The organism is Klebsiella sp. BDA134-6, assembly GCF_015601345.1.
In the GTDB taxonomy this organism is placed as follows: domain Bacteria; phylum Pseudomonadota; class Gammaproteobacteria; order Enterobacterales; family Enterobacteriaceae; genus Klebsiella; species Klebsiella grimontii.
The window spans coordinates 1,733,840-1,748,431 of sequence record NZ_CP064784.1; the positions used below are offsets into that span (position 1 = coordinate 1,733,840).

Annotated in this window: 12 protein-coding genes; 6 read left to right on the forward strand and 6 right to left on the reverse strand. The window is 57.7% G+C overall.

Annotated elements, in window-relative coordinates:
• Positions 1–44 precede the first annotated feature (44 nt).
• The 6 genes from IYV58_RS07920 (at position 45) to araD (ending at position 6,585) form a co-directional block, all read left to right on the forward strand.
• Complete coding sequence (locus IYV58_RS07920) at positions 45–911, forward strand: ABC transporter substrate-binding protein (RefSeq protein ID WP_224325664.1); 867 nt, start codon at positions 45–47, stop codon at positions 909–911.
• A gap of 105 nt (positions 912–1,016) precedes the next feature.
• Positions 1,017–2,501, forward strand: coding sequence for a sugar ABC transporter ATP-binding protein (locus IYV58_RS07925; RefSeq protein WP_004130495.1), 1,485 nt, complete (start codon positions 1,017–1,019; stop codon positions 2,499–2,501).
• A 67-nt stretch (positions 2,502–2,568) separates the two neighbouring features.
• Positions 2,569–3,498: an ABC transporter permease gene (locus IYV58_RS07930; RefSeq protein ID WP_049115043.1), complete on the forward strand. Its 930-nt coding sequence runs from the start codon at positions 2,569–2,571 to the stop codon at positions 3,496–3,498.
• A gap of 27 nt (positions 3,499–3,525) precedes the next feature.
• Entirely contained in the window at positions 3,526–5,004 is a 1,479-nt protein-coding gene (locus IYV58_RS07935; RefSeq protein ID WP_049115039.1) for an FGGY-family carbohydrate kinase, read from the forward strand.
• Positions 5,001–5,900 carry an L-ribulose-5-phosphate 3-epimerase gene (locus tag IYV58_RS07940; protein WP_004130498.1) on the forward strand — a complete coding sequence of 300 codons (900 nt, stop codon included), beginning with the start codon at positions 5,001–5,003 and terminating at the stop codon, positions 5,898–5,900. Before IYV58_RS07935 ends, IYV58_RS07940 begins: the two co-directional genes overlap by 4 nt.
• Complete coding sequence (gene araD, locus IYV58_RS07945; RefSeq protein ID WP_004130499.1) at positions 5,890–6,585, forward strand: L-ribulose-5-phosphate 4-epimerase; 696 nt, start codon at positions 5,890–5,892, stop codon at positions 6,583–6,585. The genes IYV58_RS07940 and araD overlap by 11 nt, the downstream gene beginning before the upstream one ends.
• Positions 6,586–6,692: 107 nt before the next feature.
• On the opposite strand, the gene kdpE is transcribed toward araD, so the two are convergent.
• The 6 genes from kdpE to kdpF are packed head-to-tail and all read right to left on the reverse strand — an operon-like array spanning position 6,693 to position 14,480.
• A complete protein-coding gene (gene kdpE / locus IYV58_RS07950; protein WP_049115036.1) occupies positions 6,693–7,370 on the reverse strand; it encodes a two-component system response regulator KdpE in 678 nt (225 codons plus the stop codon).
• Entirely contained in the window at positions 7,367–10,054 is a 2,688-nt protein-coding gene (gene kdpD / locus IYV58_RS07955; RefSeq protein WP_049115034.1) for a two-component system sensor histidine kinase KdpD, read from the reverse strand. Before kdpD ends, kdpE begins: the two co-directional genes overlap by 4 nt.
• Before the next feature lies 1 nt (position 10,055).
• A complete protein-coding gene (gene kdpC / locus IYV58_RS07960) occupies positions 10,056–10,631 on the reverse strand; it encodes a potassium-transporting ATPase subunit KdpC (RefSeq protein WP_004130505.1) in 576 nt (191 codons plus the stop codon).
• A 10-nt stretch (positions 10,632–10,641) separates the two neighbouring features.
• On the reverse strand, positions 10,642–12,690 hold the full coding sequence (gene kdpB / locus IYV58_RS07965; protein ID WP_004130506.1) for a potassium-transporting ATPase subunit KdpB: 2,049 nt from the start codon (positions 12,688–12,690) through the stop codon (positions 10,642–10,644).
• 21 nt (positions 12,691–12,711) lie between these two features.
• Positions 12,712–14,391 (reverse strand): potassium-transporting ATPase subunit KdpA, encoded by a 1,680-nt coding sequence (gene kdpA / locus IYV58_RS07970; protein ID WP_004130507.1) that lies wholly within the window; start codon positions 14,389–14,391, stop codon positions 12,712–12,714.
• Positions 14,391–14,480, reverse strand: coding sequence for a K(+)-transporting ATPase subunit F (kdpF, locus tag IYV58_RS07975; protein WP_077252547.1), 90 nt, complete (start codon positions 14,478–14,480; stop codon positions 14,391–14,393). Before kdpF ends, kdpA begins: the two co-directional genes overlap by 1 nt.
• Positions 14,481–14,592: the final 112 nt, after the last annotated feature.

A 14,592-nucleotide genomic window follows, 5' to 3' on the forward strand; every position in this document is an offset into this window, starting at 1 on the left:
CTGTAAAATTTAAGACTAAAGCAATACTCTCAGGACTTCTTGCGATGAGCCTGGTTGCCTGCGTTAATGCCAAACCTTTGACTATTGGTATGTCGTTCCAGGAATTGAATAACGAATATTTCGTCACCATGAAAGAGTCGCTTGAGCAGTCGGCAAAAGATATTAATGCCACCGTCTATACAGCGGATGCGGCGCATGATGTCTCCAAGCAGATTAGCGACGTTGAGGATATGCTGCAAAAGAAAATAGATATTTTGCTGATTAACCCAGCTGATAGCGTCGGTGCGGAAACCGCCGTACTGGCCGCTAAAAAAGCCGGCGTGGTGGTGGTGGCGATAGATGCTCAGGCTAATGGTCCGATAGATTCTTTTGTCGGCTCAAAAAACTATGATGCGGGCTTTATTGCCGGGGAGCACTTAGCCAAAGCGCTGGGTGATAAAGGCAACGTAGCGATTCTCGACGGAATTCCGGTAGTGCCTATTCTGGAGCGTGTGCGCGGCTTTGAAGATGCGATGAAAAAGCATCCCAATATTAAAGTGATTACCAAACTGAATGGTAAACAAGAGCGCGATACCTCCATGAGCGTGACGGAAAATATGCTGCAATCTAACCCGACGCTCAACGGTATTTTTAGCGTGAATGATGTTGGCTCACTCGGCGCTCTGGCGGCGATTCAGGCATCAGGACGCGATGTGAAGCTAGTGAGCGTTGATGGTTCCCCGGAAGCGGTCGCTGAAATTGCTAAAGGTAATACGCCGTTTATTGCCACCGCCGCTCAGTTCCCGCGCGATCAGCTGCGTATTGGTTTAGGCATTGCTCTGGCCAAACATTGGGGCGCGAATATTCCTAAGGAGATCCCTGTTGATGTGAAGCTTATCGATAAAACCAACGCCAAAGATTTCCACTGGTAATCGCCTTATTACGCCACAGCGGCTCTCGCTAATTCAGGTGAGCCGTGCCGGATTCTTATTAAAGTATGGCTCGCTATTTTACCGAGCCATTATGGAGCGATGTTTATGCCCAGCTTACTGGAAGTCAAAAACGTCAGTAAAAGCTTCCCCGGGGTCAAGGCGCTGGATAATGTCAATATCACCCTTGGCCGAGGGGAGGTGCATGCTTTATTAGGTGAAAACGGCGCGGGTAAATCGACGTTAATGAAAATCCTTTGCGGGATATATCAACCTGACGCCGGTAATATTTTTATTGATGGTAAGCAACAGCATTTTCATAACTATCGTGACGCGATTGCCTGCGGCGTAGGGATTATCTTTCAGGAGTTTTCTCTTATTCCCTATCTGAACGCTTATGAGAATATTTTCCTTAATCGCGAAAAGGTAAATAGTTTTGGCCTGTTAGATCGTAAAGCGATGCGCCGCGAGGCGTTGCGGATTTTTAAAGATCTTGGCGTGACCCTCGATCCCGATGAGCAAATTTGCCATCTCAGCGTCGCCGAGCAGCAGTTTGTGGAAATTGCCAAAGCGCTGTCGCTGGATGCGCGAATTCTCATTCTGGATGAGCCCACTGCGACCTTAACCCCGAGCGAAGCGGAGCATCTTTTCCGCGTGATGCGCGATTTAAAGGCCAAAGGCGTCGGGATGTTCTTTATTTCTCACCATCTAGAGGAGATATATGAGATCTGTGACAGCCTGAGCATACTCCGCGACGGCAAATATATCGGGTCGGCACAGGTCGACAATATCGATATCGCCGAGATGATCCAGATGATGGTCGGCCGTGAAGTGGAGAATATCTATCCCGAACGGCGGACGCTGGCGCATGATGACATACTACTAGAGGCGGAAATTCAGCTTACCGAAAGTAGCCAGGTCAATCGGCTGACGCTGCGCAAAGGGGAGATCTTAGGCCTCGCTGGGCTAGTGGGATCGGGACGTTCCGAAGCGATCCTGGCTCTGACCGGCGCGGATAAATGCTTCAAAAAACGCGTCCGCCTGGCCGGAAAAGAGGTGACGATAAAATCCACCGACCGGGCTCTGCGTCTGGGCATTGGTCTGTTGCCGGAAAGCCGAAAAACGCAGGGGCTGGTGCTGCCTTTTTCGGTCAAAGATAATATCTGGCTTAACAAACACGCCTGCCAGTTCTCGCTTATCCGCGATAACGAAGAGCGCCTGACCGCCGAGCGCTTAATTAGTCACGTTGGCGTGAAAACGCCGGATGCCGGGACCGCGGTGGGAACGTTGAGCGGCGGTAACCAGCAGAAAGTCGTTATTTCCCGTTGGTTGAATCATGATGTCAATATTCTTATTTTTGACGAACCGACTCGCGGTATTGATGTCGGAGCGAAATCAGAAATCTATCAGATTATGCGCGACCTCACCGCCCAGGGTATTTCAATAATTATGATTTCATCTGAGCTACCAGAGGTGATTGGCGTTAGCGACCGGGTGATGGTTTTTCGCGACGGTAATATCGTTGCCGAACTCGAGAGCGACCAAATCAATTCCACAGTGATTATGCTGCACGCTGCCGGTAATATTATTTAGGGAGTATTAAATGAGTAATGAAAACGTGTCATTAGCGCCCGCCGCATCTCCTGATAAAAATAAAAAGATGCTCCATGGTTTATTAAAAATGCCCGCGTTCCTGCCGTTTGTTGGTCTGGTACTCCTGTTCTCCTGTATGGCTATTTTTAATGACTACTTTTTAACGGTCGATAACTTATCGACCGTCGCCCGTCAGGTCTCGATTAATGCCATCATTGCTATTGGGATGACCTTTGCCATCCTGACCGGCGGGATCGACCTCTCCGTCGGCGCGGTCATGGCCCTGGCCGGTACCCTGATGGCGGGATTAATGAAGTACTACGGTTTAGATCCGTGGTTAGCCATTCTTATCGGCCTGTGTTCTGGCGTCGCCTTTGGCGCGCTGAACGGCTTTTTAACCGCCTACGGTAAAATGCCGCCGATTATCGTGACCCTCGGGGCAATGATTATTGCGAAGGGGCTGGCGCTAATCTATACCGGCGGCTATCCCATTTCCGGCTTACCGGATTCATTCGCTTTTTGGGGCCGCGAATATCTGTTCGGTATTCAGGTGCCTATTATTCTGATGGCGGTTTTATATCTCATCTTTTATATCGTCCTGAATCATATGCCGTTTGGTCGCTATGTTTATTCCCTCGGCGGTAATGAAGAAGCGGCGCGTCTGAGCGGCCTGCGGGTGAAATATTATAAATTGCTGGTTTACGTGATCAGCGGCTTTACTGCCAGTTTTGCCGGTCTTATTTTCACCTCGCGGGTGATGAGCGGCCAGCCGAATGCCGGCGTCGGATTTGAACTGGATGCCATTGCCGCAGTGGTACTCGGCGGGGCATCCATTGCTGGCGGTCGCGGAATGATTATCGGCACGCTGATTGGCGCCATGATGCTCGGCGTACTGAATAATGGTTTAAACCTTCTTGGGATCTCACCCTACGTTCAGTACGTGGTGAAAGGGCTTATTATTTGGGGCGCCACCTTTATTAGCTCAGCCAGACGTTAACTTATTTTAAATATGAGGCGAAGGGATATGAATTTTATCGGGGTTGATATCGGTGGTACGGTCACCAAAGCCGGTATATATAATGAGTTAGGGCAAGAGATTCACGTGGCGTCGCAATATGCGCAGGTATTATCTGAGCAGCCGGGCTTTACTGAGCGGAACATGCATGAACTATGGGACACCGTTTGTCGCGTGATAAAAAAAGCGCTGTATGAAAGCCAGGTGCCGCCGCTAAGCATCGGCGGGATCGGTTTCTCCTCGCACGGCAAAGGGCTCTACGCGATTGACAAAAAAGGCGAACCGGTGCGCAACGGGATTATCTCATCCGATACCCGGGCGCTGGCGTTTGTCAAAAAATGGTATCGCGAAGGTATAGACAAGCTGGCATACCCAAAAGGATTGCAGCAGCTGTGGACCGGACATCCGGTATCGCTACTGGCGTGGCTGAAAGCGCATGAACCGGCCAATTATGACAAGATCGATGCCGTTTTAATGGTGCACGACTACGTTCGTTTCCGCCTGACCGGCGAGGCGACGGCGGAGATCACCAATATTTCCGGCAGCAATTTTTATAACCAGTTTACCGCCCGCTATGACCGCGACATGATGGCGCTGTTTGGCATTGAGGAAGTGGCGGATAAAACCGCGCCGGTGGTGAACTCGACGGACTGCGTGGGCCACATTACCCTGCAGGCCTCGCTGGACTGCGGTTTATGCCCGGGGACGCCGGTTTTCGGCGGCTTTTTCGACGTGGTCGCCTCCGCCGTCTCCTCGGGCATTGATCGGGCGGATACTCTGAGCGCGGTGGCCGGAACCTGGAGTATCGCCACCTCGGTGACGGATAGTATTATTGCCAGTGACTTTCCCTACATCTGGGGGAAATACTGCATTCCGGGCAAATATTTCGTTCACGAGGGCAGCCCCACTTCGGCGAGCAATCTCTCCTGGTTTGTGAAGCAGTTTTTCCCTGACGATGACCGCTGCTACGACCATTTCGAAAGCTGGATCGCGCAAGATACCGACAGCAACCTCATTTTTTTACCCTATTTGTTCGGTTCCAATCTGGCGATGGATCTGCCCGGCGCGCTGGTGGGCCTCGCGGGGCATCATACGAAAAAGGATATTATTGCGGCCATCTATCGCGGGATCGTTTTTTCTCACCTGGTGCATCAGGACCGCATTATTGAACTCAATCGGGATATTCAAAAAATTCGCTTTACCGGCGGGCCGAGCCAGTCGAGAGGCTGGACGCAGATGTATGCCGATGCAGCCAATCTTCCGCTGGAAGTGGTAGATATCGAACAGGCCGGCTGTCGAGCCGCCGCGCTGTGCGCGGCGGCCGGTAGCGGAGCCTATGCTAACTTCAGCGAAGCGATTGCCGCCACGCAGCCCGAGGTGGTCTGCTATCAACCCGACGGCAATCGGCATCAGCAGCTGCGCGAAGGCTACGCCCGTTACTTAGCGGTCGCGCAAAGCCTCTCCAGGGCGACGGGAGCGGCGCAATGAAACCCAGACTTGGCATCTACGAAAAAGCGCTCCCCACGGCGCTGGACTGGCCGAAACGCTTCGAAATGGCGGCCGGCCTGGCGTTTGATTTTATCGAAATCTCCGTTGACGAAAGCCCCGAGCGGCAGGCCAGGCTGCACTGGAATCGGGGGCAGCGGCTGGCGTTCGTGGCGGACAAAATCAACAGCGGCATTGATGTGCCGAGCATGTGCCTCTCCGCGCACCGCAGCCATCCCTTTGGTAGCGTCAATCGCGATACACGGCTCAAGGCGCGGGAACTGATGCTGGATGCGCTGGATTTTGCCAGCCATGTCGGGATCCGCAACATCCAGCTGGCAGGCTATGACGTCTATTACGAATCCTCTTCGGCGCAGACCCGGGAATACTTTATTGAGGGCATCAACTGGGCGGTGGCCGAAGCGGCGAAAGCGCAGGTGATGCTGTCGATGGAAATTATGGATACCGCCTTTATGAGCAATATCTCCCGCTGGCTGGATCTCGAACGTAAGGTTTGCAGTCCGTGGTTTTGCGTCTACCCGGACGTTGGCAACTTAAGCGCCTGGCAAAACGACGTTCCCGAAGAGTTGAGTAAGGGCATTCATAAAATCACCGCCATTCATTTGAAGGATACCCAGCCCGTTTCGCACGCTTCGCTGGGGCAGTTTCGCGATGTGCCATTCGGGACCGGCTGCGTCGATTTTACCGAGATATTTCGCACGCTCTCGGCGCTGAACTATCGCGGCGCCTGGCTGATTGAGATGTGGGCAAAAAATGATGGCCTGGATAGCCAGCGAATCGCCGAGGCGAAAGCGTGGCTAACGGATAAATACCAGCAGGCGTTTCGTCCGCCCCAGTATGAAGGCATTGCGAATTCAGGAGTGAAGTATGTTGGATAACCTCAAGCAGGCGGTTCTTGATGCCAATCTGGCGCTGCCGAAATTTAATCTTGTGACCTTTACCTGGGGTAACGTCAGCGGTATCGATCGCGAGGCCGGGCTGGTGGTGATCAAACCCTCCGGCGTGGAATATGCCGTGATGACGGCCGAGGATATGGTGGTGGTGGAGCTGGCGACCGGCAGGGTGGTGGAGGGGCGCTATAAGCCCTCGTCGGATACGCCGACCCATCTTGAGTTGTATAAGGCGTTTAGCGGCGTGGGCGGAATTGTGCATACCCATTCGCGTCACGCGACGATTTGGGCGCAGTCGGGCAGGCCGCTGCTGGCGATGGGCACCACCCACGCCGACTATTTTTATGGGCCGATCCCCTGTACCCGCCCGCTCAGCGATGATGAAATCCGCGGTGATTATGAAACCAATACCGGTCACGTGATTATCGAAACGCTGGGCGCGCAGCATACCGATCCGCTCAGCGTACCCGCCGCGCTGGTCCACGGCCACGGCCCATTTGCATGGGGAAAAGATCCGGCGAACGCGGTGCATAATGCGGTGGTGCTGGAGGAGATTGCCTATATGAATATGTGGACCCGTCAGCTGAGCATTGACGAACAGCCGGTCTCTACGACGCTGCTGGATAAACACTATTTGCGTAAACACGGGGCAGGGGCCTACTACGGACAATAATCGCCGGCATTCCCCGGATGGCGGCGTAAACGCTTTATCCGGGCTACCGATTTATAGACGACGACGGGCCTGTAGCCCGGTTAAGCTAAGCGCGAGCCGGGGATCCGCTAAGGCATAAACCGGTAGCCGATCCCGGTTTCGGTCAGCAGATGTTGCGGGCGCGCCGGGTCGGCCTCCAGCTTCTGTCGCAGATGTCCCATATAGATCCGCAGATAGTGGCTGTGTTCCACCGCGTTCGGCCCCCAGACCTGGTTGAGCAACTGCCGCTGGGTCAGCACCTTTCCGGGATTATTGAGCAGTACCGCCAGCAGGCGAAATTCAATTGGCGTCAGATGGATCTCTTCGTCGCCGCGAACGATGCGGCGGGAGGGGATATCGACTTCGACATCGGCAAAACGCACCAGCGGCTCATCGGCCTGGGCGCCGGCATGGCGGCGCATTGCCACCCTCAGCCGCGCCTGCAGTTCACCGATACCAAAGGGTTTGCTGAGATAATCATCGGCGCCGGCGTCAAGCGCGGCGATTTTGTCCTGCTCTTCGGTGCGCGCCGAGAGGACGATAATCGGCATCTGGCTCCACTGGCGAACCTCGCGAATAAACGCGTTACCGTCACCATCGGGCAGGCCGAGATCGAGAATGGTTAAATCCGGCTTGCGGGTCGCGGCTTCGATCAGCCCGCGCTGCAGCGTTTCCGCTTCAAATACGCGCATGCCGTCGGCTTCCAGCGCGGTGCGCAGAAAGCGGCGGATAGCATGCTCATCTTCGATGATCAGAACGTTAATCACATTTCCTCGGCTAACTCTTCCAGTTCAGGGGGCGCTTCTCTCGGCAGTGTAACACGGAAACAGGCGCCGCCTTGCGGGCGCGTCGCGGCGCTAATCGTTCCGCCGTGCACCTCAACGATCGCCTGGCAAATCGCCAGGCCCAGACCGACGCCGGGGATCGCCGACTCTTTATTACCGCGGGCGAATTTATCAAAGATAGCCTGTTCCTGCCCGGCAGGAATACCCGGTCCGTTATCCCAAACCTCAAGCAGCAAATTGTGCGTGTCGACATGCGCGGTAATGCCGATTTGCGCCTCTGCTCCCGCGTACTTCACCGCGTTTTCCAGCAGATTAATCAGCACCCGTTCAAATAGCGGCCCGTCGACGTGAACCAGCAGCAGCGGGTCCGGCAGTGCGAGCTGAATATGCCGGCCGCCAAGCCCCGGCTCCAGCATACGCAGCGAGCTACCGACCACCTCTTCCAGCGTTAGCCACTCTTTATGCAAATTAAAGCCGCCGGATTGGATCCGCGCCATATCGAGGAGATTATTCACCAGCCGGGTGGTGTTGAGCACGTGCTGGCGAATCTCATTGGCCTGCGGCGCGTGTTTCGACCCTTCGCTGGCGAGATCGAGCGTCAGGATTTCCGCCTGGCCGAACAGCACCGTTAACGGCGTCCGCAGATCGTGGGACAGTGCCGCCAGTAGCGAGTTACGCAGGCTTTCTCGTTCGCTGTTCAGCCGCGCCTGCTCTTCGCTGGCGGTAAGCGTCAGTCTCTCCAGCGCGCTGGCGACCAGCAGGGTGAAGGTTTCCAGCAGGCGCTGCTGTTCGGGGATCATCAGCTGGCGCAGGTTGGCGGGTTCCACAACCAGCAACCCCCAGGTGCGGGCGGCGCTTTTCAGCGGCAGGATTTGGTACGGCACGCCGGGTAGCGTATCGGTACCCGCGCCGGCGGGCTGTCCCTTATCGAAGCTCCAGCGGGCAATGGCGTCATCCCAGGTGATGGCCGCCGTTTGCTGAGTTAGCGGAGAGAGCTGGTTTGTTTCATTGGGCAGCAGCAGCTGGCTGCGCGCCTGAAACGTCGAGGCGATAAAGCGCTCGCTGGTGGCGGCCACATCCTCACGGCTGCGGCCCACCGCCAACGCTTTTGACATTTCATACAGATGCCGGGTGCGCTGTTCGCGATAGCGCGCCACCCGCGCCTGGTAGCGTACGCCGGCGGTGAGATTGCCGATAAGCAGCCCGACGGTGAGCATCACGCTAAAGGTCAACAAATACTGCACATCGGAAACCGCCAGCGTGCCGCGCGGCGCGACAAAAAACAGGTCGAAGCTGACCACGTTAATCACCGTCGCCAGCACTGACGGCCAGCGGCCGTACAGGAGGGCGATAATCACCACGCCGAGCAGATACAGCATCACCAGGTTGGCGGCTTCAAAAGCCATCAGCCACTGCATGGCGACGACGGTTATCACCGCGCACAGAGCGATGGCGACGACGCATCCCTGGAGCTGCAAACGCCATTTTTCCATTGCGGTCCGGCCATCGCTGGCGCGAGCGGGCAGGGGAGCGGCCTTTTCATCCAGCGCGATCACTACCAAATCGAGGTCCGGCGCGTGGCGGGCCAGACGATCGGCGAAGCCGCTGCGGTCCCACCAGCGCCTTTTTTGCTGGCGGCCAATCACTATCTTGCCGAGATTATGTTCGCGGGCATAGTGCAGAACGGCCTTCTCTTCAGAAGGATCGGCGAGGGTGGCGGTTTCCGCTCCCAGCTCCTGAGCCAGCCTGAGCGCGGCGAGGATCGCCCGCCGTTTCGCTTCCGGCAGGCGATGCAGAGAGGGGGTTTCTACATACACCGCATGCCAGACGCTCCCCAGCCTGGCCGCGAGGCGGGCAGCGGCGCGAACCAGCTTTTCGCTGCCAGTGTTGTGGCCGATGCAGAGCAAAATGGCGTCACGGGTGTGCCAGACTTTTTCCTGTCCCTGACGATCGCGCCAGGCGCGCATTTGCTCATCGACCCGATCGGCGGTACGGCGCAGCGCCAGCTCGCGTAGGGCGATCAGGTTGCCCTTGCGAAAGAAGTTCTCAATAGCCCGCTCGGCCTGGCCGCCGATATAGACTTTCCCTTCATTGAGCCGCTGGCGGAGATCGTCGGGAGGCAGGTCGACCAGTACCACATCGTCGGCGGCGTCGAAGAACGGATCGGGGACGGTTTCACGGACCTGCACGCCGGTAATGCCGCTGACGACGTCGTTCAGGCTCTCCAGGTGCTGGACGTTAACGGTGGTAAACACGTCGATGCCAGCTTCCAGCAGCTCTTCGACGTCCTGCCAGCGTTTAGGATGACGGGAGCCGGGCGCGTTGCTGTGCGCCAGCTCATCGACCAGGATCAGCGCCGGGCGGCGGGCCAGCGCGCCGTCAAGGTCAAACTCTTTAACGTAGCGCCCGCGATGGGAGAGGCGGCGCTGGGGCAGGGTACTGAGCCCTTCAAGCATCGCCGCTGTCTCTTTACGCCCGTGGGTTTCCGCCACGCCAATCAGAATATCCAGACCCTGGGCGCGCAGCCGCTGCGCTTCCGCCAGCATCGCCCAGGTTTTCCCCACCCCTGCGCAGGCGCCAAAAAAAACCTTTAGCTTACCGCGATGCGGGGCGGCGGTGTGTTGCAGCAGGCGGTCAGGGTCCGGACGCAGCGGCTCGTCACTCATTTCACTTATCCTTCAGGGCATCCAGCGACATATTCAGCTGCAGTATATTTACCACAGGTTGGCCGAGAAAGCTGAGCAACGGTTTTTGCGTTGCCTCGTTGACCAGCTGCGTGACCTGCTCCACGCTCAGCTGCCGGGCTTTGGCGACGCGCGGCGCCTGCCACAGGGCGGCGGACGGGGTCAGACTGTAATCCAGTCCGCTCGCCGAGGCGGTGACCAGCTCCACCGGAACCCTGGGCGTGGCGTCCGGGTTGGCGGCGCGCAGGGCCTGCACTCGTTCGCTGATGGCTTTATCCAGCGCCGGATTGCTGGCGGCGAGGTTGCTGCCGCCGGATGCCAACGGATTATCCGGCATCTCCGCCGTGGCGGAAGGGCGCCCCTGGAAATAGCCCGGCGCGGTAAAGTTCTGCCCGATAAGGCTTGAACCGCGCACTTCGCCGTCAATCCTTAGCAGCGAGCCGTTGGCCTGCTGCGGGAACCACCACTGCCCTAGCGCGGTGGTTAATAGTGGATAGACGCCGCCGGTAAGCAGCGTTAACAGAATAAACAGCACAACAGCAGGACGAATCAATGACATGGTTTTTTCCTCACATCAGCCCGGTCAGGGTCAGTAACAGGTCGATCGCTTTGATACCGATAAACGGCACCAGCAGTCCGCCCAGGCCATAGACCCACAGGTTGCGGCGCAGCATCGCCGAAGCCGTCAGCGGCTTATAGCTCACCCCCTTCAGCGCCAGCGGGATCAGGAAGATGATGATCAGCGCATTAAAAATCACCGCGCTCAGGATCGCCGAAGAAGGCGAATGCAGATGCATCACGTTAAGCATCGCGAGCGGCGGATAGACCGCGGCAAAGGCGGCCGGAATAATGGCAAAGTACTTCGCCACGTCGTTGGCGATACTGAAGGTGGTTAATGAACCGCGGGTCATCAGCATTTGTTTACCGATATGCACGACCTCGATCAGTTTGGTGGGGTTGGAGTCCAGATCCACCATATTACCCGCCTCTTTCGCCGCCTGGGTACCGGAGTTCATCGCGACCGCGACGTCGGCCTGCGCCAGCGCCGGGGCATCGTTGGTACCGTCGCCGGTCATCGCTACCAGCCGTCCTTCCGATTGATACTGGCGGATCAGCGCCAGCTTGGCCTCCGGCGTCGCTTCGGCGAGAAAGTCGTCCACGCCCGCTTCCGCGGCGATAGCGGCGGCGGTCAGGCGGTTATCGCCGGTGATCATCACCGTTTTAATCCCCATTTTACGCAGCTGGGCAAAACGCTCTTTGATGCCGCCTTTGACGATATCTTTTAGCGAAATAATCCCCAGCACCCGCTCGCCTTCGGCGACCACCAGCGGCGTGGCGCCAAGACGCGCCACCTCTTCAACCTGTTTATCGACATCGGCCGGGAAGTGGCCGCCGTTAGCCTCAACGTGGCGGCGAATGGCATCCACAGAACCTTTGCGGATCATTCGCTGGTCAATGTTAATCCCGCTCATCCGGGTCTGGGCGGTAAATGGCACGAAGGTGGCGTGCAGCGATTGCAGATCGCGCTCGCGCAGATTAAAGCGCTGTTTTGCCAGCACCACGATGCTGCGGCCTTCCGGCGTTTCATCGGCCAGCGACGACAGCTGGGCGGCGTCGGCAAGGGTTTTCTCTTCCACGCCCTGCGCGGGCAGGAACGCTGAAGCCTGGCGGTTGCCGAGAGTAATGGTGCCGGTTTTATCCAGCAGCAGAACGTCGACATCGCCCGCCGCTTCAACCGCGCGTCCGCTGGTGGCAATCACGTTCGCGCCGAGCATGCGGCTCATCCCGGCGACGCCGATCGCCGACAGCAGACCGCCGATAGTGGTGGGGATCAGGCACACCAGCAGCGCCACCAGTACCGTCACGCTGACCGCGTTACCGCTCCAGGCGGAGAAGGGCCAGATGGTGGCGGTGGCCAGCAGGAACACCAGGGTCAGGGCGATAAGCAGGATCGTCAGGGCGATTTCATTCGGCGTCTTGCGGCGCTGGGCGCCTTCAACCATGGCGATCATCCGGTCAAGGAAGGTTTCGCCGGGATTGACGCTGCAGCGGATCACCAGCCAGTCGGAGAGGATACGCGTCCCGCCGGTCACCGAGGCGAAGTCGCCCCCGGACTCACGGATAACCGGCGCGGATTCGCCGGTAATGGCGCTTTCATCCACCGATGCGCCGCCTTCGATAACTTCGCCGTCGCAGGGAATAATATCTCCGGCTTCGACCAGCACCACGTCGCCTTTACGCAGATCTTCAGCGGGCACGTGGTCAATTTGCGCATCGTGCTGCGGCGCGCGCAGCTTACGGGCAAAGGCGGTCTTTTTGACCCCCTTCAGGCTGTTGGCCTGCGCTTTACTGCGGCCTTCGGCCATCGCTTCGGCGAAATTGGCGAACAGGACGGTGAACCACAGCCAGAGACTAATGGCGGCGGTAAAACCGGCGCTGCCGGCGATATGCCCGCTCGCCATGGCGATAGCGAGCAGGGTGGTCAGCAGGCTGCCGATCCAGACGATAAACATCACCGGGTTACGCCACTGTACGGCAGGACTCAGTTTTTTCACGGCGTCCAGCAGCGCCTGGCGCACCAGCGTCGGCTCCAGCAGGGCTAATGATTTGCGACTCATAACAGGTTGCTCCGCAATCGCTTAAAGTAAGGAAAAGTGTTCCGCCAGCGGGCCGAGTGCCAGCGCGGGAATAAAGGTCAGGGCGCCCACCAGCAGTACGGTGCCAATTAGCAGGCCGATAAACAGCGCGTCGTGGGTGGCGAGCGTACCGCTGCCGGCGGGCTGTATTTTCTTGGTCACCAGCGAACCGGCAATGGCCATCACCGGGACAATGACCGCGAAGCGGCCAACCAGCATGCAGAACGCCAGCAGCAGGTTCCAGAACGGCGTCGCCGCGCTCAGGCCGCCAAAGGCGCTGCCGTTGTTGTTGGCAGCGGAGGTGACGGCGTACAGCACTTCGCTAAAGCCGTGCGGTCCGGGGTTGAACATACCCGCGCGCCCGGCCTCGGTCATCATTGCCAGCGCCGTGCCGAGCAGCACCAGCGTCGGGGTTACGAGGATCGCCAGCGCGATCATTTTCATTTCGCGGACGTCGATCTTTTTGCCGAGGTATTCCGGGGTGCGGCCAATCATCAGACCGGCGATGAAGACCGCCAGCATGACGAACAGCAGCATGCCGTACAGGCCAGAGCCCACGCCGCCGAAGACCACTTCACCTATCTGCATCAGCCACATCGGCACCATCCCGCCCAGGGCGGTAAAGGAGTCATGCATGGCGTTGACCGCGCCGCAGGACGCGGCGGTGGTGACCACGGCGAACAGGCTGCTGGCGAGAATGCCGAACCGGCTCTCTTTGCCTTCCATATTCAGGCTGCTATCGGCGCCAAGGCTCAGCAGATGCGGGTTACCGCGCGTCTCCGCCCACATCACTACCGCCACGCAGACGATGAAGATCAGCGCCATCGCCCACAGAATCGCGCGTCCCTGACGGCGGTCGCCCACCACCTCGCCGAAGGCGAAGCACAGCGCCGCCGGGATGAGAAAGATCGCCAGCATCTGGACCAGGTTGGTCAGCGCGGTGGGGTTTTCAAACGGATGCGCCGAGTTGGCGTTGAAGAAACCGCCGCCGTTGGTCCCCAGCATTTTTATCGCTTCCTGCGAGGCCACCGGCCCCATCGGCAGCATCTGGCGTACGCCTTCAAGGGAGGTAAATCCCTGATTAGGCGCAAAACTCTGCGGTACGCCCTGCTGAATAAAGAACAGCGCAATCAGCAGCGAAATGGGCAGCAGCAGCCAGAGAGTAATGCGGGTCAGATCGACCCAGGCGTTACCCAGGGTGCTGACCTTCTGCCGGGCGTAAGCGCGGGTGAGGGCAAAGATCACCGCGATGCCGGTGGCGGCGGAGAGGAAGTTTTGCACCGCCAGCCCGGCCATCTGGCTAAGGCTACTCATGGTGGCTTCACCGGCATAGGCCTGCCAGTTGGTGTTGCTGACAAAGCTCACTGCCGTATTCAGCGCCAGATCCCATGACAGACCGGGCAGATGCTGCGGGTTAAGCGGCAGCGAACCCTGGAACATCAGCAGCGCGAACAGCGCCGCCAGACCCAGCGCGTTAAACAGCAGGATAGCGAATAAGTATTGATACCAGTTCATCTCCTGCGAACGAATGCCCGCCGCCCGCCATAAACCGCGTTCGATACCGGCCAGGCCCGGTAGCGGGACATCATTGATCATCGTCGCCAGCGCCGTGCCCAGCGGACGAGCCAGGATCATCAATAGCAGAATAAAGCTCGCGATGAGCAAAAATCCTTGAGCGGCCATCAGAATGCCTCCGCGTGTGTCAGGGCATAAACCAGATAAACCAGCAACAGGAACACCAGCGCTACGCCAGCGATTACGCCTGCAGTCACAATCCACCTCCGGGTGTATTTTCGATTTACGAGGAGAATAGGCAGTCGGGCGCAAAGATTTCGCAAAAATCAGCGACGGGGGTGTAAAAAAAATATAAAAATACCAAGCCCA

What these genes read in the sequence shown, in the direction of transcription:
- IYV58_RS07920 (WP_224325664.1), top strand. Translation starts at nt 45, where the DNA reads ATGAGCCTGGTTGCCTGCGTTAATGCCAAACCTTTGACTATTGGTATG.
- IYV58_RS07935 (WP_049115039.1), top strand. Translation starts at nt 3,526, where the DNA reads ATGAATTTTATCGGGGTTGATATCGGTGGTACGGTCACCAAAGCCGGT.
- araD (WP_004130499.1), top strand. Translation starts at nt 5,890, where the DNA reads ATGTTGGATAACCTCAAGCAGGCGGTTCTTGATGCCAATCTGGCGCTG.
- IYV58_RS07925 (WP_004130495.1), top strand. Translation starts at nt 1,017, where the DNA reads ATGCCCAGCTTACTGGAAGTCAAAAACGTCAGTAAAAGCTTCCCCGGG.
- IYV58_RS07940 (WP_004130498.1), top strand. Translation starts at nt 5,001, where the DNA reads ATGAAACCCAGACTTGGCATCTACGAAAAAGCGCTCCCCACGGCGCTG.
- kdpD (WP_049115034.1), bottom strand. Translation starts at nt 10,054, where the DNA reads ATGAGTGACGAGCCGCTGCGTCCGGACCCTGACCGCCTGCTGCAACAC.
- IYV58_RS07930 (WP_049115043.1), top strand. Translation starts at nt 2,569, where the DNA reads ATGCTCCATGGTTTATTAAAAATGCCCGCGTTCCTGCCGTTTGTTGGT.
- kdpA (WP_004130507.1), bottom strand. Translation starts at nt 14,391, where the DNA reads ATGGCCGCTCAAGGATTTTTGCTCATCGCGAGCTTTATTCTGCTATTG.
- kdpC (WP_004130505.1), bottom strand. Translation starts at nt 10,631, where the DNA reads ATGTCATTGATTCGTCCTGCTGTTGTGCTGTTTATTCTGTTAACGCTG.
- kdpB (WP_004130506.1), bottom strand. Translation starts at nt 12,690, where the DNA reads ATGAGTCGCAAATCATTAGCCCTGCTGGAGCCGACGCTGGTGCGCCAG.